The sequence below is a fragment of the Duganella sp. HH101 genome, from assembly GCF_001758795.1.
Classification (GTDB): domain Bacteria; phylum Pseudomonadota; class Gammaproteobacteria; order Burkholderiales; family Burkholderiaceae_D; genus Rugamonas; species Rugamonas rivuli.
In genome coordinates, this window is record NZ_LRON01000001.1 from 637279 (window position 1) to 659951 (window position 22673).

A 22673-nucleotide genomic window follows, 5' to 3' on the forward strand; every position below is an offset into this window, starting at 1 on the left:
GCCATGCCCATCTACGCCCAGCCGCCGCTGCTGCCGATGCAATGGAATAGCGCCTACATCTCCTATTGGTCGCCGATGCGGGACGAAGACCAGCTGACCTCCGGCTACTGCTGGTTCGACTATGCGCGCAACATCTGCCGTATCGACGGCCTGTTCAATCCCTGGCCGGAAAAAGAGAAGGGACACCGGCTGTGGATGTCGGAAATCGGCGACGTGCGGCGCGAGCAAAGCCGCAAGCAGAAGGTGGCATATGCCACGCAGGAATCGCAGCTGCAGGCAACGGCGCTCGCCGACGAGGTGACGCCGTTCCATCAGCTATTCCTGCCGCAGGCGATCTTGCTGGACGGTGGCGCCCGTCATGACGGCCGGCACACCGTGCTGGGCCAGCCGGCCGACGCCTGGGTGGTGGCGCCGCCGGGCAAGGCGGCGTCGGTGTTCTACCTGCAGGCAGGCAGCAACCGCCTGCTGCGCATGGTCACGGGCAACGACCCGCTGCATCAGTCGGTACGCGACTTTCCGAACTTCGCGACCGGCGCCATTTCCGACAGCGTGTTCATGGCGGCGGCAGCCGAAGCCGCGCTGGCGTGACGGCAGCCAACGGCCCCAGCCCGCTGGGGCCGTTGGCTCTCCCCGCAAGCTCCATCAGTCACCTGACTCCCCCATTCTCGAAGAAAGCCTGTATGCCGTTAATAGTCTACATCCTGGGATTGACCATCTTCTCATTGACGACCTCCGAATTCATGGTGGCCGGCCTGATGCCGTCGCTGGCCTCGGCCATGCAAGTGCCGGTCGACCGCATCGGCTACCTGATCTCCCTGTACGCCATGGGCATGGTGATCGGCGGCCCGCTGGCCACCATCGTCCTGCTCAAGCTGCGCGTGAGTAACAAGAACGGGCTGCTGGGCCTGCTGGCCCTGTACATCGCGGCCCAAGCGGCCGCCGCGTCGGCGACCGGCTACGACCTCATGGCGGCGGCGCGGATCGCCGGCGGCGTGGCGGCGGCCGGGTGCATGGGCATCTCGCTGGCGATCTGTGCCGATGTGGTCAGCGCCGCCGCGCGCGGACGCGCCGCCGCCGTCGTCATCGGCGGCCTGATGCTCGCTTCCGTGCTCGGGGTGCCGATCGCCACGCTGATCGACCAGCATCTGGGCTGGCGCGCCAGCTTCTGGCTGGTGGTGGTGCTGGCGGCGCTGTCGTTGGCCCTGGTCGCATCGCTGGCGCCCCGCGCCCAGGCCTCCACGATCGCCAGCCTCGACAAGGAGCTGTCCGAATTCCGGAATCCCCATCTGTGGATGGCGTACGCCAGCAGCGCCCTGATCATCGGCGCGGTGTTCTGCGGGTTCAGCTACTTCACGCCGATCCTGACGCAAGTCAGCGGTTTCCCCGCATCCTCGATTCCATGGCTGCTGGGGATCTATGGCATCGCGAACGTGGTGGGCAACGGCGTGGTCGGCCGCTATGCGGACCGATATACCATACCGATCATGGTCTGGGGCATGATTGTGCTGGGTATCAGCCTGGCGCTGTTCGCCGTCTTTGCGCAAGAGCAAGCGATCAGCATCGGCTTGCTCGTCGTGACGGGCCTGGTCGGCATGTCGATGAACCCCGCCATCATCGCCCGCGTGATGCGTACCGTGCATCCTGGTCCGCTGGTCAACACCGTCCACACGTCCGTGATCAACATCGGCCTGGCCGCCGGATCGTGGATCGGCGGCGCCGGCATCGCGGCCGGATATGGCCTGCGCGCACCGCTGTGGGCCGGCGTGGGATTGGCCGTGCTGGCACTGGCCAGCCTGCTGCCCTATGTCGGCCAAAGAAGCAGCAGGACATTGGCGGCCTGACGCACCAGCGCCCCGCTGCCCTGCCGACTTCAGCGGGGGCCGCTTAAAAGTGGTACTCGGCCCGTATCATCGGCGTCTTGGCGACATAGCCCTGGCCGCCGGTGGTGGCCGAGGTGTTGCCGAACTTGTTGCGCCAGTACTGGTACTCAACGCCGATGCGGAAGGTGTTCTTCGCCTTGCCCATCGCCGCGCCCGCGTCGAACATCAGCTGCATGTCGATATTGGTCTCGGCGCCGGTATCGTTGCCCACTTCGTCCTTGCCCTTGGCCGCGATAAAGTTCGCATAGCCCTCGAAGGCCCACAGCGAACCCACCGGGATGCCCCATTCCGACGACAGCATCGCATGCGTCTTGTAGGTATAGCGCCCAGTGACGGTGGAGATCGGCGGGAAGGCGCCGCTCGGCGCGTTGCTCTCGTTGAGCAGGAACAGGCTGGTGTTGAAGTGACCGGCCGGCACGTCCCACATAAAAGTCGGCCCCAGCACGAACATGCGCTTGCGCGAGTTGTAGCCCACGTCGTTCTTGGTGTTGACGTCGAAGCCGCCCGTGATGCCCAGTCCGCGCACCGGGCCGAACTTGTATTCGCTGCCCGTCACCTTGCTCAGGTCCACCGTGTTGCGGTACAGGAGGTAGGCTTCGTTGGCGCCGGACTTCTGCGTCAGCGAGGCCGGATCGTTTTTATCGGACATCAGGAAGTCGGCGTTGAAGTAATTGGTGCCGTACTTGTAGCCGCTGACGTGGGTCAGCGCCACGATGTTCTTGGCGATGTCGTTCGGGTTGAACGGCTCGCGGTAATCGCTGCCGTAGCGCCAGCTGACCGAAGTGTCGCTCCAGTCGGCGGCGTGGACCGAGCCGGCCAGGCTCATGAAGGCGATGCAGAACAGTTGCGGAATTTGTCTCGTTTTCATTGTAGTTTTTTTCCAAAGTATGCGGACGTGACTGTCCCCACCGGCGCCGTGGAAGGCGCCGGCAGGTATCAGCCGTTAGGGATAAAGCCTCAGCCTGCGCCGAGGTAGACGAACTTGAAGGTGAACACGCAAGCGATCGCCCAGATCACTGGACGCACTTCGCGCACACGGCCGGTCAACAGCTTCAGCACCGCGTAGGAGATGAAGCCGAACGCCACGCCGAGCGCGATCGAGTACGTGAACGGCATGGTCAGCGCCGCGATGGCGGCTGGCACGCTTTCGGTGGTGTCGGACCAGTCGATGTCGACCAGTTCGCGCAGCATCAGGCAGGAGACGTACAGCAGCGCAGGCGCCGTGGCGTAGCTCGGCACCACGCCGGCCAGCGGCGAGATGAACAGGCAGGCCAGGAACAGCACGCCGACAGCCACGGCGGTCAGGCCGGTGCGGCCGCCCGCTTGCACGCCGGCGGCGCTTTCGATATAGGCCGTGGTGCTCGAAGTACCGAGCAGCGAACCGGTGAGGATGGCGGTACTGTCAGCCATCAGCGCCTTGTTCAGGCGCTCCATCTTGCCGTTGACCAGCAGGCCGGCGCGGTTGGCCACGCCCATCAGCGTGCCGGTGGCGTCGAACAGCTCCACCAGGAAGAACACCAGCACCACGTTCAGCAGGCCGACCGAGATCGCGCCCATCAGATCCAGCTTGAACAGCGTCGGCGCCAGCGAAGGCGGCATGTCGACCACGCCATTGAACTTGTTACCGGCGACGAAGAAGCTCAACACCGTCACGGCCAGGATGCCGATCAGGATCGCGCCCTTGACCTTCAGGCGGTCCAGCGCGACGATGATGAAGAAGCCCACGATGGCCAGCAGCGTCGGCGCCGAATGCAGGTCGCCGACCTTGACCAGCGTCTCCGGGCTGCTGACGACGATGCCCGCGCTCTTCAGCGAGATCAAGCCCAGGAACAGGCCGATGCCGACGGTGATCGAGGTGCGTATCGAATGCGGGATGCCGTTGACGATCATCTCCCGCAGCTTGAACACGCTGACAAACAGGAACAGGCAGCCCGAGATGAAGACCGCGCCCAGCGCCATCTCCCAAGGCATGCCCATGCCCTTGACCACCACATACGCGAAGTAAGCGTTCAACCCCATGCCCGGCGCCATAGCAATCGGATAGTTTGCGTACAGGCCCATAATCAGGCAGCCCAATGCGGCCGCGATACAGGTGGCGACAAACACGGCGCCCTTGGGCATGCCGGCGTCGCCGAGGATGGAGGGGTTGACGAAGATGATGTAAGCCATCGTCAGGAAGGTGGTCAGACCTGCGACCAATTCGGTGCGCACATCGGTCCCATTCTCTTTCAGCTTGAAGTACTTCTCTAGAATTAACATAACGTCTCCGTGTTCTATTTTTAACTGCTTATGTGTGTCATCCGCCGATTAAACATGGGAACAATCGGCATCGACCTTATCTCAGGGGCCACTGCGTGAAATTAGTCTGGTGGCATACCTGCTATCTGTTATGGCCTATAACAGTCGGGACGCGCCGTCTCGCATGACGGCGTAGCCCCTTGTAGATCCTCCCCTGTGCTGTGTGCCGCCGGTTTAAACGAATTCGCCGATTTTCGATACCACGGCCTTGCGCACCGATCCGCTCACAATGAAGGAGCGCGCCACTTCAAGGTCGTTGTGCAGCCAGCGGTCGCCGTCCAGGCAGGCCGGGATCTGGCTGCGCACCGATTCGTAGGCCGCCTGCGTGCCTTTGCCGAGCACAAAACCGGGCAACAGGTTTTCTGTCATGGTCAGCGCCTGGGAGGCCAATAACATTTCTACGCCGACAATGTACTGTGTGTTCGATACCACAGTTGCGGCCTTGCGCGCACACCAGGTGGAGTTGGAGACGTGGTCTTCGCTGTTGCCCTTGGCCGGAATCGAGTCCACGCTGCCCGGCATGCACAGCGTGCGGTTCTCCATCACCAGGGAGCTGAGCGAACATTGCATCACCGGGTAGCCGGTGTTCACGCCGCGCACGCCGGACATCAGGTTGCGCGGCAGGCCCCACGACAGCGTCGGGTCGATCAGCCGCGCGACGCGGCGCTCGACGATGCTGCCCAGGTCCGCCACGGCCATCGCCAGCAGGTCCATCGCCTGCGCCAGGTACTGGCCGTGGAAGTTACCGCCCGAGATGATCTCGAAGCCGCCGCCGTCCTTGCCGAAGATGAGCGGGTTGTCGGTGGCGGAGTTCACTTCCTTGTCGAGGATGGTGTCGATATAGTCCAGCGCATCGAACACCGGGCCGTAGACCTGCGGCGCGCAGCGCAGCGAGTACACGTCCTGGATGCGGGCGGTGTACGGGATGTCGGTGCGGCGCAGCTCTTCCGGGAACTGCACGGCGCGCGCTTCGTGGGTGGTGCGGGTGGAACCGTCCAGCAGGTCGCGGATGATGGCGGCGGTCTTGATCTGGCCCGCGTGCGGGCGCGCCTCGTGGATGCGCGGATCGAAGGCCGACATCTCGGCGCGCATCGCTTCCAGCGTCAGGCCCAGCGACAGGCAGGCGTCGGACAGCATATTGCGCGCATCGGCGGCGGCCAGCAGCGCCACCGCCAGCGAGACGGTGCAGCCGTTGATCAGCGCCGAGGCATCCTTGGCCTTCAGTTCGAAGACGACCGGGCCGACCTTGGATTCGCGGATCGCGTCGGGTGCCGACATGCGGCGGCCCTTGTACATCACTTCCGCCTCGTCGAAGCCGGCGATGGCGGCCGCCAGGTAAGCCAGCGGCGCCAGGTCGCCGGACGCGCCGACGGAACCCTTCTGCGGCATGATCGGATGGATGCCGGCGTTGACGAAGGCCAGCAGGCGGTCGACCACCTCCACCCGCGGCGCGGAGTAGTTGCTGGCGAAGGCGTTGGCGCGCAACAGCATGGTGGCGCGGCTGACTTCTTCGGAGAACGGCTCGCCCATGCCGCAGGCGTGGGCCTTGATCAGCTGCGTCTGGAACAGGACGATGTCCTGCACCTTGACGCGGGTGTCCTTCAGCATGCCGACGCCGGTGTTAAAGCTGTACATCATCGGCGCTTCGTCGTGCATCCAGGTGGATTCGATGTAGTCGCGGCTTTCCTTCAGCGCGGCGCGCGAGGATGCGGCCAGGTTCACTTCGATAGCGTGGTCGCGGGCGACGGCGACCACTTGGGCGGCGGTCAGGTTGAAACCATTGATGGTGGTAGTAGTCATGATCTGTCTTCTTGTCAGTTGGCGCCGGCGGCGAACCACGCACCGAGTTCGGAGCGTTCTTCAGGCGTGATGTTGGTCATATTCCCGATCGGCATAGCCTTCAGCACCACGGCCTGCTGGTTGATCTTGGCCGCGTTCTGGTGGATCAGCTCCGGCGTGTGCAGCATGATGCCGGCCGGCGCAGTCGCAAATCCGGGCTGCGTAGGCTGCGCAGCGTGACAGCTGACGCAACGCTGGTTGACGATGGCCTGCACTCGGTTGAAGTCTGGCGCCGACACGCTGGCGTGGGCCGCACCGGCAGCATCGCCCGCCACGGCAGGCGCAGGGGCCGCCGCAGGGCGCGGCGCAATCACCACCGCCACCGCTGCCAGGATCGCCACACCGGCAGCAGGGAACTGCCATGCGGTGCGGCCGTGATGGCGCAGGTTGAAGAAGTGGCGAATCAGCACACCGGCCGCGATGATCGCGCCCAACAGCGCCCAGCTGTATGCATGGCTGTAAGTCATCGCATAGTGGTTGCTGATCATGATGAGCAGCACCGGCAGCGTGAAGTAGTTGTTGTGGACAGAGCGCTGCTTGGCCTTCTTGCCGTGGATAGGATCGGGCGACTTGCCCTGCTCCATAGCCTCCACCAGCTTGCGCTGGCCCGGGATAATCAGCATCAGCACATTCCCGACCATCATGGTGCCGATCATGGCGCCAACGTGGATGTAGGCAGCACGGCCGCTCAGGAACTTGGTCAGCACATAAGCCATGGCGACGATGAACACGAACATGATGATACCCAGCAGGCCATCCTTCTGGCCCAGCGGCGAGCGGCACAGCGCGTCGTAGAAGATCCAGCCCACCAGCAGCGAGCCAAGGCCCACGCCGATCGCCTGGAACTGCGTCAGGTCCGCGACCGACTTATCGATCATCATCGCCTGGGCGTTGAAGTAGTAAACGATGAACAGCAGCGAGAAGCCCGAGATCCAGGTGGCATAGGCTTCCCATTTAAACCAGTGCAGGTCCGACGGCAGCTCGGCCGGCGACACCAGGTACTTCTGCGGGTTGTAGAAGCCGCCGCCGTGCACGGCCCACAGTTCGCCGGACACGCCCTTCTTCGCCAGGTCGGAGCCGGGCTTGGGCGGGCGTATGCTGTTGTCCAGCCAAACGAAATAAAAGGATGCGCCGATCCACGCTATCCCCGTGATGAGATGCAGCCAGCGCACCAATAGATTGAGCCAGTCCACGCCGTAAGCGAGCAATTCCATGTTGTCCCCATGATTGGATTTAAGCTCGTCTGCCACCGCGGGCGCTCCAGACGATTGGGATGATTTCCCTTTTGGCCGCGAACTGTTGAAAGCTCCGCTGCGACCGATTGAAAACCACGCGCAGATCACGCATGGTGTGGAACGAACGATAAAACTAATTCTGGCTTTTCTTATGGCAGTAGCCGTATATTAAAAATAGGCTCACCGTTATAGATAGACCAACATGGCACAACTACCCGACCACCTAGACCTGCATCTCATTCGTATTCTGTACATGCTCCTCTGCGAGAAAAACGTTTCGCGCGTCGCGATGAAACTGGATCAAACGCAGCCCTCCATCTCGGCCTCGCTGCAAAAACTGCGCGAGCTCACAGGCGATCCGCTGCTGGTGCGCGGCGGCCGCGGCATGGTGCCCACCCAGCACGGCGAGAGCCTGAAGGAGCCCGCCAAACGCATCCTCGACGAGGTGGGACAGCTATTCCTGCACAAGACGCCCTTCGCATCCAAGGAGGAAGGCCGCACCTTCCGCATCGGCGCACCGGACTACCTCGACATTCAATTCCTGCCCAACGTTGTGGCGCGCTTGCGACGCGAATCGCCCAAAAGCCGCGTCATCATCCACAGCCTGGGGGCGGAAGTGGACGCGATCCGCATGCTGTCCGACGGCGAGCTCGATCTGCTGATCGGTAATTGGGAGCAGCCGCCCGAGCACCTGCACCTGTCGCGGCTATTCGAAGACCCGATCATCTGCGCCATGCGCGCAGACGCGCCCTATGCCAAGCGCACCGGCGCCAACGACATGACGCTGGACGATTATCTGAGCCTGCCCCACGTGGCGCCTTCGCCCACGCTGCCCGGCTTCCATGGCGTGATCGACACCTTCCTCGCGCAGCAGGGCTACCAGCGCAACGTGGTGGTCGAATCGGCATATTTCAGCCTGATTCCGTACATGCTGACGCAGACCGATATGGTGCTCACCACGGGGAGGCAGTACCTGCGCTTCTACGAGCGCAACCTGCCGATCAAGACCTTCACCGTGCCGGTGCGCTTCCCCACGATGCGCTTCTACCAGCTGTGGCACGAACGCGTGCACCACGCGCCCGAACACAAGTGGCTGCGCGACCAGGTCACGCAAGCCGCCCAGGCCCTCACCGCGAAGTAACCCCAAACCGATGGGGTCTGACCCCACGGGGTCAGACCCCTGCTGCCGGTGTGCGGGGTAAACCCGTGGCACGCCCACAACACTCTCCATAAGCCCGCGCTGAATGCGGTTATGGCCGCGAGCGTATATAACAGCCTCCCCCGCCATATATCATTCCCCTTATATCAAGAGGAGACTGGCTACGCCTGCACAACAATGACAATCACACTAGATCACCTGAACCGCAGCACCGCCGAAGAATTCACCGCCCTGCTGCACGGCCTCTACGAACACTCGCCATGGATACCGCAGCGCGCCGCCGCGCAGCGCCCATTCGCCACCATCTCCGCGCTGAAGCAGGCCTTGCAAGGCGTAGTCCGCGCGGCCACCGAAGAAGAACAACTGGACCTGGTGCGCGCCCACCCGGAGCTGGCCGGCAAGGCAGCACTGGCCGGCCAGCTGACGGCCGAATCGACCGGAGAGCAGGCGCAGGCCGGCCTGACCCACTGCACCGCCGACGAACTGGCGACGCTGCACAAGCTCAACGCCGACTACAACACCAAGTTCGGCTTCCCCTTCATCCTCGCCGTCAAAGGCCCGACCGGCAACGGCCTATCGCGCCAGGAGATCATCGCAGCCTTCAGCCGCCGCCTGCGTTCGCAACGCGACGACGAACTGGCCGAGTGCCTGCGCCAGATCGGCCGCATCGCCGAGATGCGCCTGAACGTGCTGCTGCAAGTGGAACTGCAATTCGGCGCCACCATCATGCAATGGGCGGAAACCATCGGCGCCTGGAGCGACGACGCCGACAACCTCACCTGCGCCTACATGACCGAGGCCCACCGCAAAACCGCCGCCCAGTTGGCGACGTGGATGAAGGAAGCCGGCATGGAAGTGGCCATCGACCCGGTCGGCAACGTCGTCGGCCGCTACAAGTCGGACAAGCCGGGCGCCAAGGCCCTGCTGACCGGCTCCCACTACGACACCGTCCGCAACGGCGGCAAGTACGACGGCCGCGAAGGCATCCTGCTGCCCATCGCCGTGGTCAAGCATCTGCACGAACGCGGCGAGCGCCTGCCCTTCGACCTGGAAATCATCGGCTTCTCGGAAGAAGAAGGCGTGCGCTATCAAAGCACCTTCCTCGGTTCCAACGCCGTCATCGGCCAGTTCGATATGGCGCTGCTGGACAAGGCCGACGCCCAAGGCATCACCATGCGCGACGCATTGACCGCAGCCGGGCATGACGTCAGCAAGATCGCCTCGGTCGCCCGCAAGCCGGAAGACGTGCTGGCCTTCGTCGAAGTCCATATCGAACAAGGCCCGGTATTGCTGGGCAAAGGCCTGCCGACCGGCGTCGTTACCTCCATCGCCGGCAGCTGCCGCTACCAGGTCGAACTGACCGGCCTGGCCAGCCACGCAGGTACCACGCCGATGATCATGCGTAAGGACGCCGCCGCTGCCGCAGCCGAAATCGTGCTGTACGTGGAAGACCGCTGCGGCCGCGAACGTTCGCTGGTCGGCACCGTCGGCCAGCTGCACGTGCCGGATGGTTCGGTCAACGTGATCCCCGGCGCATGCAAACTGTCGCTGGATATCCGCGCCGCCGACGACGCCACGCGCGACGCCGCCGTCACCGACATCCTCAATCAGGCGGAAGCCGTGTGCGCGCGCCGCCAGATCGGCCTCAAGATCACCAAGATCATGCAGGCTCCCGCAGCGCCTTGCGCGCCATGGCTGGTCAAGCAGTTTGCCGCCGCCACCGAGCGCGCCGGCGTCGAAGTATTCGAACTGCCCTCGGGCGCCGGCCACGACGCCATGGCGCTGGCGCGCATGACCGACGTCGCCATGCTGTTCACCCGTTGCGGCAACGCCGGCATCAGCCACAACCCGCTGGAAACCATGACGGCTGACGACGCCGAAATATCGGCACAGATCTTCCTGGACTTCCTGCGCCAGTTCCAAACCAAGTAAGCGGAGCAATCATGTCTGAACCAATTCGATTCTTCTATCGCGGCGAAGTCCGCTCCGTTGAAAGTGGCGCCCCAACCCGCACCCTGCTCCAGCACCTGCGCGAAGACCTGCACTGCACCGGCACCAAGGAAGGCTGTGCCGAAGGCGATTGCGGCGCCTGCACCGTGGTCGTAGCGGAATTGCAGCCGGACGGCGAAGTGGCCATGAAATCGGTCAACTCCTGCATCCAGTTCGTGCCCACGTTGGACGGCAAGGCCGTGTTCACCATCGAAGACCTCAAGCAGGCCGACGGCAAAATGCATCCGGTGCAGGAAGCGCTGGTCGAATGCCACGGCTCGCAATGCGGCTTCTGCACGCCGGGCTTCGCCATGTCGCTGTGGAGCCTTTACCTGAAACAGGAAGGCCAGGCCACGCCGCCATGCCGCAAGACCGTCGACGAAACCCTGTCCGGCAATCTGTGCCGCTGCACCGGCTACCGTCCCATCATCGACGCCGCGCGCCGCATGGGCGAGCTGCCGCACGTCGGCTTCGACCGCGAGGCGCTGAAAGCCTCGCTGCAATCCATCCAGCGAACCGAAATGTACAGCTATACCCACGACGGCCAGACCTTCTACGCACCGCGCACGCTGGCCGAACTGGCCGCGCTGCGGGCGGAAAAACCCACCGCCACCATCGTCGCCGGTTCCACCGACGTTGGCCTGTGGGTCACTAAGCAGATGCGCAATCTGGGCGACATGATCTACGTGCGCCTGGTCCAGGAGCTGCACCGCATGGAAGAGGAAGACGGCATGCTCTACATCGGCGCCGCAGTCTCCCTCAACGACGCCTACGAGGCAGTCTGCAAGCACTACAAGGACGAGCTGCATGAGATGTGGCAGCGCTTTGCATCGCAACCGATCCGCAACACCGGCACCTTGGGCGGCAGCGTCGCCAACGGCTCGCCGATCGGCGACTCGGCGCCATGGATGATCGCGCTGGGCGCGGAGATCGTCATCCGCAGCGATAAGGGCCAACGCTCCATGCTGCTGGAGAAGTTCTACCTCGATTACATGAAGAAGGACTGGCAGCCGGGCGAATTCGTCGAAGCCGTGCGCATTCCGCTGCCACGCAAGGACATCCACTTCCGCACCTACAAGCTGGCCAAGCGCTACGACCAGGACATTTCAGCCGTCTGCGCCGCCTTCGCCTTCACGCTGAAGGACGGCATCGTCAGCGACGCCCACATCGCCTACGGCGGCATGGCCGCGACCTCGCGCCGCGCACCGCTGGCCGAAGCCGCCGTCAATGGCAAGCGCTGGGACGAAGCCACGCTGAAGCTGGCGATGGCCGAGCTGGCGAAGGACTACACGCCGCTGAGCGATATGCGCGCCACCGCCGCCTACCGCATGAAGACCGCGCAAAACCTGCTGCATCGCTATTGGCTGGAGACCAACCCGGACTCCGCCCAGCCGCTGCAATCGATCAACGCCTATCACTACGCAGAGGGAGCCGTCGCAGCATGAACAGCAAAACCGAAGCATTCCTGACGCAGCCCGCCACGCCCGCAGTCCCGATGGCGTGGGCCGAAGTCGGCCAGTCGCACCCGCACGAATCGGCGGTGCTGCACGTCCTTGGCGAGGCCACCTACACAGACGACATCCCCGAAGCCGCCGGCACGCTGCACGCCGCGCTGGGCATCTCGGCCAAGGCGCACGCCAACATCCTGTCGATGAATTTCGACGCCGTCAAAGCCATGCCGGGCGTGGTGGCCGTGTACACCCACAAGGACATCCCCGGCACCAACGACTGCGGCCCCATCATCCACGACGATCCGATCCTGTCGGAAGGCCTGGTCGAATATGTCGGCCAGCCGATCTTCATCGTGGTGGCGACGTCGCACGACAACGCCCGCCGCGCCGTCAAGAATGCGGTCATCGAGTACGAAGAGCTGCCAGCCATCCTTACGCCGCAGGCCGCGCGCGACGCCAAATCCTTCGTGGTCCCGCCGATGCACCTGGCGCGTGGCGATGCGCAGGCGGCATTCGAACGCTCTCCGCACAAGCTGAAAGGCTCGTTGCATGTCGGCGGCCAGGAACAGTTCTACCTGGAAGGCCAGATCTCGTATGCCATCCCCAAGGAAGGCAAAGGCATGCTGATCTACTGCTCGACCCAGCACCCGACCGAGATGCAGCACGTGGTGGCGCACGCCCTGCACCGCCACTCGCACGACATCGTGGTCGAGTGCCGCCGCATGGGCGGTGGCTTTGGCGGCAAGGAATCGCAATCGGCGCTGTGGGCCGCTTGCGCCGCCATCTCGGCCGCGCACCTGCGCCGTCCCGTCAAGCTGCGCGCCGACCGCGACGACGACATGATGGTCACGGGCAAACGCCACTGCTTCTACTACGAGTACGAAATGGGCTACGGCGACGACGGCCGCATCATCGCCGCCAAGGTGGAGATGGTGTCGCGCGCAGGTTTCTCGGCCGACCTGTCGGCGCCGGTCGCCACGCGCGCGGTCTGCCACTTCGACAATGCCTACTACCTGGGCGATGTCGATATCCGCGCCATGGCCGGCAAGACCAACACGCAATCGAACACCGCCTTCCGTGGCTTCGGCGGCCCACAGGGCGCGATCGCCATCGAATACATCGTCGATGAAATCGCCCGCAACCTGGGCATGGATGCGCTGGACGTCCGCAAGATCAACTTCTACGGCCGCAACGACGAGGAAGGCCGTAACGTCACCCAGTACAACCAGAAGGTGGTCGACAACGTCATTCACGACCTGGTCGCGCAACTGGAGGAAGAAAGCAGCTACCGCAAACGCCGCGAAGAGATCAACGCTTTCAACGCAAGGAGCAGAGTACTGAAGCGCGGCCTGGCGCTGACGCCTGTCAAATTCGGCATCGCCTTCAACGTCACGCACTTCAACCAGGCCGGCGCGCTGGTGCACATCTACACGGACGGCTCGGTGCTGGTCAACCACGGTGGCACCGAAATGGGCCAGGGCATCAACACCAAGGTATGCCAGGTTGTAGCGCATGAACTGGGCATCGACCTGGCCATGGTGCGCGCCACCGCCACCGACACCAGCAAGGTCGCCAACACCTCGGCCACCGCGGCATCCACCGGCGCGGACTTGAACGGCAAGGCGGCGCAGGATGCGGCCAACACCATCCGCAAGCGCCTGGCCGAATTCGCCGCAAAGCGCCACGACGGCGATCCGGCCACGGTACGCTTCGAGGCCAACTTCGTCCACGTCGGCGAACATGCGATTCCGTTCGCGGAGCTGGTGCAGAAGGCCTACATGGCGCGCATCCAGCTGTGGTCCGACGGCTTCTACGCCACGCCCGGCCTGCATTGGGATCCGAAAACCATGAGCGGCAATCCTTTCTCCTACTATGCCTACGGCGCTTCGGTGTCGGAAGTGGTGGTCGATACGCTGACCGGCGAATGGAAGCTGCTGCAGGCCGACGCGCTGTACGATGCCGGCAATTCGCTGAACCCTGCCATCGACGTCGGCCAGGTAGAAGGCGCTTTCATACAGGGCATGGGCTGGCTGACCACCGAGGAACTGTGGTGGAACCCGGCCGGCAAGCTGATGACGCACGCGCCGTCCACCTACAAGATTCCTGGCGTGTCGGACTGCCCGGAGAACTTCAACGTGCGCCTGTTCAAGAACCGCAACGTCATGGACAGCATCCACCGCTCCAAGGCGGTCGGCGAACCGCCGTTGCTGCTGCCGTTCTCGGTGTTCCTGGCGATCCGCGACGCCTGCTCCAGCGTCGGCGGCCACCGCTTCAATCCACCGCTGCGCGCTCCAGCCACCAGCGAGGCTATCCTCGACGCCATCGGTGCGGTACAGGAACGCGCTGCGGTACAAGATGCGGCGGAAGCGGCGAACTGACCATGTCCACTCCTTTCAATCTCACCGCCCTGACGGCGGCCGCCAGCAAAGCCGTGCCGCGCGTGCTGGTGACGGTGGCGCAGGTCGCCGGCTCCGCGCCGCGTGAACCCGGCGCCAAGATGCTGATCACCCAGTATCACGCTTTCGACACCATCGGCGGCGGCCATCTTGAAATGGTCGCCACCGACATCGCCCGCGAAATGCTGGCCATGCCGACCGGCGAACTGCGCGCCGAGCGCCGGCTGGAACGCTTCCCGCTCGGCCCCAGCCTGGGCCAATGCTGCGGCGGCGTGGTGCACCTGGCTTTCGAACGCATCATGCCGGAAGCGGGCGAACATTTCGGTGCGCTGGCACGCCGCTGGCGCGAGGGCCAGGACAGCTGGCGCCTGGTGCCGCTGGACTGCGCCGAACCAGCCGCCATCTACGACGCCGCAGGCCTGCACCTGAGCGGCCCCGGTCCGGCGATGCTGGCCCGCCCCGGTCCCGGCATCGACTGCAAGGTGCGCATCGACGACCATGGCAAGCGCTGGCTGATCGACTCCTGCCTGCCCTACCGTCCGCGCCTGTACCTGTTCGGCGCTGGCCACGTGGGCGCGGCTATCGTGCGCGCGCTGGCCGAGCTGCCATGCCAGGTGGTGTGGGTGGACGAGCGCGACGACATGTTCCCTTCGGTCCTGCCGGCCAATGTGCGCGTCGAAGCGACCGACACGCCGGAAGCGGTGGTCGAGGAAGCACCGGCAGGCGCCTCCTTCCTGGTGCTGACGCACAGCCATGCGCTGGACCAGCAGCTGTCCGAGCACATCCTGCGCCGCACCGACTTCACCTGGTTTGGCCTGATCGGCTCCGCGACCAAGCGCGTCTCCTTCGAACGCCGCCTGCAGGAACGCGGCATTCCGGCCGCGCGGATGGCGGACATGACCTGCCCGATCGGCATGCCAGGCATCCGCGACAAGGCGCCGGCGGTGATCGCCGTATCGGTGGCGGCGCAACTGATGCAGGTGTGGGAAGCGGCCGCACTCGCCGCGCCGGTGGAAATCGGTGCTAAAATGAGCGCATCCGCACCTGCCGTATTATCGGAAACGCAAACAATATGCACCAATTGATGTCCTTCCAACTGCCTGCACGCCAGGCGCCTTCACTCTCCGGCAGCGCCGGGGCGGGAGCGCGCCATCGCCTCTCATTAGTCTAGCCAACGCGCTAGCAATACCCCAACACGCATAGAACCGGTGTGGCGCCGCGCGCCCGCCTTCATCGCCGACGACCATGTCAGTCGCGCCGCATCGCCGCGCGTGTCAACTGGCGTCCGCACCACGGAACAAGGAATCAATATCATGGCAAGCATCATCACTCCGACCGGCACCTTCCAGGCTTACCGCGCCAGCCTGCTGCACTTCAGCGACGACCCGGCCTTCGCCGCCAACGCCTGCTGGTGGCACGAAGACGGCCTGTTGATCGTCAACGACGGCAAGGTCCACCTGGCCGGCGACTTCAGCCAACTGATCGCCTTCCTGCCGCAAGGTACGCCGCTGCATGACTATCGCGGCAAGATCATCATGCCCGGCTTTATCGACACCCACGTACACTACCCGCAGACAGACATGATCGCATCGCCGGCGCCCGGCCTGTTGCCGTGGCTGGAGAAGTACACCTTCCCGACCGAGCGCAAATTCGCCGATCCGGAGCACGCGGCCAACGTCGCCAGCTTCTTCCTCGACGAGCTGACCCGCTGCGGCACCACCACCGCCATGGTCTACTGCACCGTGCATCCGCAATCAGTGGACGCCTTCTTCACCGAAAGCGAAAAGCGCAACCTGCGCATGGTCGCCGGCAAGGTGCTGATGGACCGTAACTGTCCCGACTTCCTGCAAGACACCGCAGAAAGCGGCGCGCGCGAAAGCGAAGCGCTGATCAAGAAGTGGCACAAGCGTGGCCGGCAGCTGTACGCGATCACGCCGCGCTTCGCGCCAACGTCCACCGAAGCGCAGCTGGAGCTGGCCGGCGCGCTGGCGAAAGCCTATCCGGACACCTATCTGCAAACCCACGTAGCCGAGAATACCGACGAAGTGGCTTGGGTCAAGTCGCTGTTCCCGAACGCCCGCAGCTACATGGACGTGTACGACCATTTCGGCATGATGCGTCCGCGTTCGATGTACGCGCACTGCATCTGGCTGGACGACGCCGACCGCGCACGCATGGGCGAAACGCAATCTGCCATCTCGATCTGCCCTACCTCGAATCTGTTCCTCGGCAGCGGCCTGTTCGACTTCGAACGCGCCGATGCGCAGAAAGTCCCGCTGTCGCTGGCGACCGACGTGGGCGGCGGCACCTCGTTCTCGATGCTGCAGACGATGAACGAAGCCTACAAGGTGGCGCGCATGGGTGGCACCTACCTGCAAGCGATGCGCATGTTCTACCTCGCCACGCTGGGCGGCGCGCGCGCCATGCAGCTGGAAGGCACCATTGGCAACTTCGTACCGGGCGCCGAGGCGGACTTCATCATCCTCGATCCGAAAGCCACACCCTTGCTGGCCCGCCGCACGGAACGCACCGACTCGGTAGAAGAGCTGCTGTTCGCCATCGCCATGCTGGGCGACGACCGTTCCATCTCCGCCACCTACGCCGCCGGCAAGGTAGTGCACCAGCGGCAGAACTGAGCCGGCGGCGGAAATAGGTTACGATACGGTCGGCGCAGTCGGCGCTGATCTGTTGAACGTAATATGGAACGAAGAACTCTATTGGGCGCGGCGATGGCGCTTGGATGCAGCGCGGGTCTGACGCGCGCTGCTCCCGTCGCACAACTGCGCGTCGTCACCGCGCACCTGCCGCCGCTGGTCATCGAGAACGGCGGCAATCGTCCAGGCGCGCTGCGCGAACTGGTGGACGAACTATGCAACCGGGTGCAGATGGCCTTGAAGCTGGAGTTCGTTCCCTGGAAACGCGCGCTGTTCCTCGCCACGTCCATGCCGGCCACCGCGATCTTCCCCGTCACCCGCCTGCCGGAGCGCGAAGCCACGTTCCGCTGGCTGGCGCCCCTCTATGAAGAGCACTACCTGTTCCTGGCGGCGCATAACAGCAAGTTCGACATCGAACATCCCGGAGACATGAAGGGCCGCCGCATCGCGCTGATGCGCGGCGCCGCCCAGGCCGCGATTCTGCAGGAACTGGGCTACCGCAATATCATCGAAGCCAACTCCATCGAGGAAGTCCACCGCTACCTGACAGGCGGGATGGCCGATGCCGCATTCGGGGAGCGCAATATCATCCTAAGCTCCTTGAGCAGCCGCTCCGCGCAAAAAGACTTCCGACTCAGTCCGCCGGTGCGCTCCACCACCGCCTGGCTGGCAGGCTCGCTGGATTTCGACGACGCCACCGTCCAGCAGTTCCAGCGAGCGAAGGCCGCCATGGATGCTGACGGCACATCGCGGCGCATCCTGGCCAGGTACAAGCTCGCTTAGAGATTACCCAGGCCCGCCAAGGTGCGCTTCACGGCCACGTCGAGCGGCGTGCGCGGCTCGGCGCCGAGCACCTGCACCAGGCGCTTGTTCGACATCAGCACCGGCTGCTGCCACAGGTAGCGCATCTCGCGCAGTTCGCGGAATACGGCCACGAATGGCGAGGCCAACGCCAGCAGCCACCATGGAAATGCGCTGGCCTTCAGTTCAGGCTTGCCGGCCGCGTTGGCGATCGCGGCAACCATCCGCGTACCGTCGGCGTCCCAGTGCCCTTCCATCTGGAAGCGGGCGAAGGTCTCCAGCTTGTCCTCGTTCTCGATCAAACGCACCATGGTCTCGGCGACATCCGGCAGATAGGCCCATTGGTGGCCGACGCCCGCGCTGCCTGGATAGCTGATGGACGTCAGCGGCTTGCCCGGCTTGACCAGCCCCTGGGCGAACCAGCTATTGCCGACCTTGGGGCCGAAGAAGTCCCCTGCCCGCACGATCAACGTGCGCACGCCATCGGCAGCGGCGGCTTGCAGACGGGCCTCCAGTTCGACGCGGATCGCGCCTTTGCGGGTGACGGGACGCTGCGGCGATTCCTCGTCGATGATCGGGAACGCATCCGGGCCGTAGTTGTAGACGGTGCCCGGCAACAGGATGCGGGCGCCGCTGGCGCGGGCGGCGGCGATGCTGTTGTCGATCATCGGCACCACCAGCTCACCCCAGTTGCGGTAGCCGGGAGGATTGACGGCGTGGACGATCAGTTGCGTACCTTGCGCCACATTGACCACGTCGGCCCGGTTCATGGCGTCGCCGGCCAGCCATTGCATGCCGTCGCCAGGTTTGGCGGCGCGTTGCGGCTCGCGGTGCAGCGCCTTCACATTCCAGCCACGCGCCACCAGAAGACGAGCCACTTCGCCGCCGATGCCGCCCGTTGCTCCCAGTACCAGTGCTGTTTTTCCCATTTTTTTCTCCGTTTGGTGAGTTGATGGAGTCAGTGTCGCCTAAACGGAGCTAAAAGAAAATTAGCCAAAACAGCATAGTCGCTATACAATTTCGTATGGCTATGAATGAACCGAACTGGGACCTGTACCGATCCTTTCTGTCTGTACTGACGGAGGGTTCGCTGTCGGGCGCAGCCCGCGCGCTGGGTTTGACCCAGCCGACGGTCGGCCGTCATATCGACGCGCTGGAGCAATCGCTGTCGCTATCGTTGTTCACGCGCTCGCAGTCCGGGTTTATCCCGACCGACGCCGCTTATGCGCTCCAATCCTATGCCGAGACGCTGGCCGCCACCTCTTCGGCCCTGCTGCGGGCGGCTTCAGGCCTGGGTCACGGGGAGATCAAGGGAACCGTCAGGATCACGGCGAGCGAAGTGGTCAGCGTCGAAGTGCTGCCGCCCATCCTGGCGCGGCTGACGCGCGCGCATCCCGGCATCACCATCGAGCTGGCGACGTCCAACCGCATCGAGAACCTGCTGCGGCGCGATGCCGACATCGCCGTGCGCATGCAGCGCCCGGAGCAGGATGTGCTGGTGGCGCGCCGCATCGGCACTATCGAACTGGGTTTCCACGCAAGGAAGGATTACCTGAAACGGCGCGGCACGCCGCAAACCTGGGAGCAGATGGCGGAGCATGCCCTGATCGGCATCGACCGCGAGACGGCGTTCACGCGCAAGCTTCAGCATATGATGGGCGGCCTGCAAAACGCCTCCTTCGCGCTGCGCAGCGACAGCGACCTGGTACACCTGGCGTCAATCCGCGCAGGGCTGGGAATAGGCATCTGCCAGGTCAAGCTGGCCGAGCGCGATGCGCGGCTGGTGCGCGTCATACCCGACCTGTTGACCATCCCGATGGACACCTGGCTGGCCATGCACGAAAACCTGCGCAGCAACCCGGCCTGCGCCACCACCTTTGCCGCCCTGGCCGAAGGGCTCACCGAATATGCCAATTAGACTGCGTGTCACCAGACAAAGCTGGTCAATACCGAGCCATCCGGCAGGAACTCGAAAGCGATAGCGCCCTTGCTGCCCGGTTGCCATTCAGGGGTCAACGCGGCTTGGCAAACGAAGTGCAGTTCACCGCACGCCATGTCCAGGCCAGTCAGCTGGACTGCCTCGAAACCAAAAAATCGGCCGACCCGATAGAAGAGTGCTTTGTAAAAGGACTCCTTCCCCGAGAACGCGAGCGCCAGCAGGACCGGATCGGACAGCGGACTTAGTCTGCGCAGAGCGTCAAGCTCACTTGCTGTCACGGCCAGCTGCTCCACTGCTTCTCTTGCGTCGTCCGGAATTGGGGCTTCGATGTCGATACCGATTCCGTTGACCGCGCTGGCGGGCATGACCGCCGCGCCTGCGTACGGGCCCTGGTGGGTGATGGAACCTGTCATACCGGCCGGCCACACCGGCTCGCGCTGCGTTCCGGTCAAGACGTCGGCATCGATGGAGCCAGCCGCACGCAGGGCAATACGCGCGGCCAGCCGCCCGTGGAAGTACTCGGCCTGCCGTTTAGGCACGCTATGCGAGATAGAAGGGGGCAACAGCAAACCGGCTTGACGGAATGCTTCGACGCTGAAGTCCTCCAGAGCATACTCCAGCAGACACAGGTCGATACCGCCTCGCAGTTTGTGCCACGTCGTCCGTGAAGTGTTCAAAGTGAAGGGAATTGAGAATGGTGTCGCGAGAATAGCCGATTCAACGACACCGCGCAAGCCAGGTCGCCAGGATGAATGGCAGCGTATAGTATGCAAGACCGGCGTCTCCCAGGGCCACGGACAGCGCGATGCTGAGCCATGTCGCCGCAAGGCGCAGCGGCCAGCGGCTTGAACCAGTGCTCAAGGCCAGCATGCACAACGTACTGTTGATGCCGGCGCCGGCGACATGCGCCTCGATGCCGCTCCCCGGCCAAAGCCGGCCTGCCAGCGCAATCGACAACCAGGACAATGCAGCGCCGGATAGTCCCCACATCGCCATATGCCAGCGACGGCGTGCCATGGCGGCCCACAACAGCATGCCCAGCGGAGCGACGCCGATGAAGGCGGCCTGCCCCACCGAGCAAAACAGGTAGCTGACAGCGCTCGCGCCGCAAGCACCGGCCGGCAGCGCTACGTCTTGCAGCCCGCTATCCACGCCTACCGCACCGGCGCAGGCAGCGGCGAACCACATCATCAATACAAACGGCAATGTCAACGGCGGAATGCGGGCGCGTTCAGCTGCCCAGGTCAACGCGGCCGTCAGCGCGCCCGCCGCCGCGATCCATAGCAGCAGCGCTCCGCAGAACTGATAGCTGGCGCATAAGCCGATGCCGGACAGCGCGCCGTTGTAACTGTATAAACCGTTGTCGCGGCGCTCTGCGGGAAGCTTCGACGCCCATGCCGCCAGCGTAGCGCTGCCTGCGCCGAGCACACAACCCAACGCCAGCACCGGCCCGCTCAGATACAGGCAAAGCAGCAGCACGGTGCCGAATATCGGCGAGTCCTGGAAGTAGATCTGCCCGATCGCCGTCAACTGGCGTTGCAGCACCAAGGGCACTGCAACGCGAGGAGCCGACGACAGGATCATGCCGCTGCCGGTTCGTCGGTCGGCCAGATCTGCGCGATACGCAGCAAGTTGGTGCTGCCCGGCTGGCCGAACGGCACGCCCGCAGTGATCGCGATCTGGTCGCCCGGCCGGCCGAAGCCCTCCCGCAGCGCTGCCTGGCAAGCCGCAGCCACCATGCGGTCCACATTGCGCACGTCCGGGCTGACCGTCGAATGCACGCCCCACGCCAGCGCCAGGCGGCGCGCGGTCGACAGATTCGGCGTGATGCTCAGGATGGGCGCCATCGGCCGTTCGCGCGCCGCCCGCAGGCTGGTGTGGCCGGAGCTGGTGTAAGTCACCGTCGCCACCGCGCCGACGATCTGCGTCACTTCACGCAGCGCCGAGCAGATTGCATCTCCGCTGTTGGGCATCGGCGCCTGGTTCTGGGCATCGATCATCTGGCGGTACAGCGGGTCCTTCTCCACCTCGCAGATAATGCGGTTCATGATGGATACCGCTTCCGTCGGATATGCGCCACTGGCCGATTCCGCCGACAGCATCACCGCATCGGCGCCGTCGTAGATGGCGCTGGCGACGTCGGAGGCTTCCGCCCGCGTCGGCACCGGCGCCGATATCATCGACTCCAGCATCTGCGTGGCGATCACAATCGGCTTGCCTTGCAGGCGGCAGGCGCGCAGGATGCGCTTCTGCACGCCGGGGACGCGCTCCGGCGGCACTTCCACGCCCAGGTCGCCACGGGCCACCATGATGGCGTCGGATACGGCGACGATGGCGTCCAGCGCATCCAGCGCCGCCGGCTTTTCCAGCTTGGCCAGCAAGGCCGCGCGGTTGCCGACGATGGCCCGGGCCTGAACCAGATCCTCCGGCCGCTGCACAAACGACAACGCGATCCAGTCCGCGCCCATCTCCAAGGCGAAATCCAGGTCGCGCAAGTCCTTTTCCGTCAGCGCGGGGATGGGCAGAACCACATCCGGCACATTGACGCCTTTGCGGTCGGACAGCACGCCGCCGTTGACGACGCGGGTGCGGATCACGCGGCCTTCGTTGCCCAGCACCGCCAACCGCAGCTTGCCGTCGTCCAGCAACAGCGACTGGCCGGCGCCTATCACTTCGAACAGCTCCGGATGCGGCAGGCACACACGCTGCGCCGTGCCGGGCGCCGGGTCGCGGTCCAGGGCGAACTCCTGGCCCGCCACCAGCGTTACCTTGCCCTCGGCGAACTGGCCCACGCGCAGCTTGGGGCCCTGCAGGTCGGCCAGGATGGCGATCGGCCGTCCGACGCTGCGTTCGATCTCGCGCACGATGTTGCAGCGCGCCTGGTGATCCTGATGGGTGCCGTGGCTGAAGTTAAAACGGAACACATCGGCGCCCGCTTCGAACAGTGCCTGAATGGCCTCCTTGCTGCTGCTGGCCGGGCCGAGCGTGGCCACGATTTTGGCCTGACGTTGACGTCGCATTGGGTGTTCCTT

The 22673-nt window shown here is 64.4% G+C and carries 18 protein-coding genes; 10 read left to right on the forward strand and 8 right to left on the reverse strand.

The window, feature by feature from the left end; all coding sequences use genetic code 11:
• The first annotated feature begins 3 nt into the window (after nt 1–3).
• Both vioE and DUGA2_RS02435 read left to right on the forward strand, forming a co-directional pair.
• Entirely contained in the window at nt 4–588 is a 585-nt protein-coding gene (vioE, locus tag DUGA2_RS02430; protein WP_070267007.1) for a violacein biosynthesis enzyme VioE, read from the forward strand.
• Between the two features lie 92 nt (nt 589–680).
• Entirely contained in the window at nt 681–1841 is a 1161-nt protein-coding gene (locus tag DUGA2_RS02435; RefSeq protein ID WP_070267008.1) for an MFS transporter, read from the forward strand.
• A 43-nt stretch (nt 1842–1884) separates the two neighbouring features.
• Here DUGA2_RS02435 and DUGA2_RS02440 read toward each other — a convergent pair whose 3' ends face one another.
• From DUGA2_RS02440 to DUGA2_RS02455, 4 genes are all read right to left on the reverse strand, one after another.
• Nucleotides 1885–2748: an outer envelope protein gene (locus tag DUGA2_RS02440; protein ID WP_070267009.1), complete on the reverse strand. Its 864-nt coding sequence runs from the start codon at nt 2746–2748 to the stop codon at nt 1885–1887.
• Nucleotides 2749–2837: 89 nt separating this feature from the next.
• On the reverse strand, nt 2838–4139 hold the full coding sequence (locus DUGA2_RS02445; protein WP_008448804.1) for an NCS2 family permease: 1302 nt from the start codon (nt 4137–4139) through the stop codon (nt 2838–2840).
• Nucleotides 4140–4352: 213 nt separating this feature from the next.
• Nucleotides 4353–5978: a histidine ammonia-lyase gene (gene hutH / locus DUGA2_RS02450; protein WP_070267010.1), complete on the reverse strand. Its 1626-nt coding sequence runs from the start codon at nt 5976–5978 to the stop codon at nt 4353–4355.
• Between the two features lie 14 nt (nt 5979–5992).
• Entirely contained in the window at nt 5993–7231 is a 1239-nt protein-coding gene (locus DUGA2_RS02455; protein ID WP_070267011.1) for a urate hydroxylase PuuD, read from the reverse strand.
• Nucleotides 7232–7454: 223 nt separating this feature from the next.
• Here DUGA2_RS02455 and DUGA2_RS02460 point away from each other — a divergent pair, with 223 nt between their 5' ends.
• From DUGA2_RS02460 to DUGA2_RS02490, 7 genes are all read left to right on the forward strand, one after another.
• A complete protein-coding gene (locus DUGA2_RS02460) occupies nt 7455–8393 on the forward strand; it encodes a LysR family transcriptional regulator (RefSeq protein WP_070267012.1) in 939 nt (312 codons plus the stop codon).
• A 195-nt stretch (nt 8394–8588) separates the two neighbouring features.
• Complete coding sequence (locus tag DUGA2_RS02465; RefSeq protein ID WP_070267013.1) at nt 8589–10343, forward strand: allantoate amidohydrolase; 1755 nt, start codon at nt 8589–8591, stop codon at nt 10341–10343.
• Nucleotides 10344–10354: 11 nt separating this feature from the next.
• Nucleotides 10355–11845, forward strand: coding sequence for a xanthine dehydrogenase small subunit (xdhA, locus tag DUGA2_RS02470; protein WP_070267014.1), 1491 nt, complete (start codon nt 10355–10357; stop codon nt 11843–11845).
• Nucleotides 11842–14229: a xanthine dehydrogenase molybdopterin binding subunit gene (gene xdhB, locus DUGA2_RS02475; RefSeq protein ID WP_070267015.1), complete on the forward strand. Its 2388-nt coding sequence runs from the start codon at nt 11842–11844 to the stop codon at nt 14227–14229. Before xdhA ends, xdhB begins: the two co-directional genes overlap by 4 nt.
• Nucleotides 14230–14231: 2 nt before the next feature.
• Nucleotides 14232–15332 (forward strand): xanthine dehydrogenase accessory protein XdhC, encoded by a 1101-nt coding sequence (xdhC, locus tag DUGA2_RS02480; protein ID WP_070267016.1) that lies wholly within the window; start codon nt 14232–14234, stop codon nt 15330–15332.
• Nucleotides 15333–15560: 228 nt separating this feature from the next.
• On the forward strand, nt 15561–16883 hold the full coding sequence (guaD, locus tag DUGA2_RS02485) for a guanine deaminase (RefSeq protein ID WP_070267102.1): 1323 nt from the start codon (nt 15561–15563) through the stop codon (nt 16881–16883).
• Nucleotides 16884–16946: 63 nt separating this feature from the next.
• The gene (locus tag DUGA2_RS02490) at nt 16947–17684 is read left to right on the forward strand and encodes an ABC transporter substrate-binding protein (protein WP_229214568.1); all 738 of its coding nucleotides are present in this window, start codon (nt 16947–16949) and stop codon (nt 17682–17684) included.
• On the opposite strand, the gene DUGA2_RS02495 is transcribed toward DUGA2_RS02490, so the two are convergent.
• On the reverse strand, nt 17681–18631 hold the full coding sequence (locus DUGA2_RS02495) for an NAD-dependent epimerase/dehydratase family protein (protein ID WP_070267017.1): 951 nt from the start codon (nt 18629–18631) through the stop codon (nt 17681–17683). The genes DUGA2_RS02490 and DUGA2_RS02495 overlap by 4 nt on opposite strands.
• A 95-nt stretch (nt 18632–18726) precedes the next feature.
• Between DUGA2_RS02495 and DUGA2_RS02500 the strand changes: the two genes are divergently transcribed.
• On the forward strand, nt 18727–19620 hold the full coding sequence (locus tag DUGA2_RS02500) for a LysR family transcriptional regulator (RefSeq protein WP_070267018.1): 894 nt from the start codon (nt 18727–18729) through the stop codon (nt 19618–19620).
• Nucleotides 19621–19628: 8 nt separating this feature from the next.
• On the opposite strand, the gene DUGA2_RS02505 is transcribed toward DUGA2_RS02500, so the two are convergent.
• The 3 genes from DUGA2_RS02505 to pyk are packed head-to-tail and all read right to left on the reverse strand — an operon-like array spanning nt 19629 to nt 22661.
• Nucleotides 19629–20375: a 4'-phosphopantetheinyl transferase gene (locus tag DUGA2_RS02505; RefSeq protein WP_070267019.1), complete on the reverse strand. Its 747-nt coding sequence runs from the start codon at nt 20373–20375 to the stop codon at nt 19629–19631.
• A complete protein-coding gene (locus DUGA2_RS02510) occupies nt 20359–21225 on the reverse strand; it encodes an urea transporter (protein ID WP_070267020.1) in 867 nt (288 codons plus the stop codon). Before DUGA2_RS02510 ends, DUGA2_RS02505 begins: the two co-directional genes overlap by 17 nt.
• Entirely contained in the window at nt 21222–22661 is a 1440-nt protein-coding gene (gene pyk / locus DUGA2_RS02515; RefSeq protein WP_070267021.1) for a pyruvate kinase, read from the reverse strand. Before pyk ends, DUGA2_RS02510 begins: the two co-directional genes overlap by 4 nt.
• Between the last annotated feature and the right edge of the window lie 12 nt (nt 22662–22673).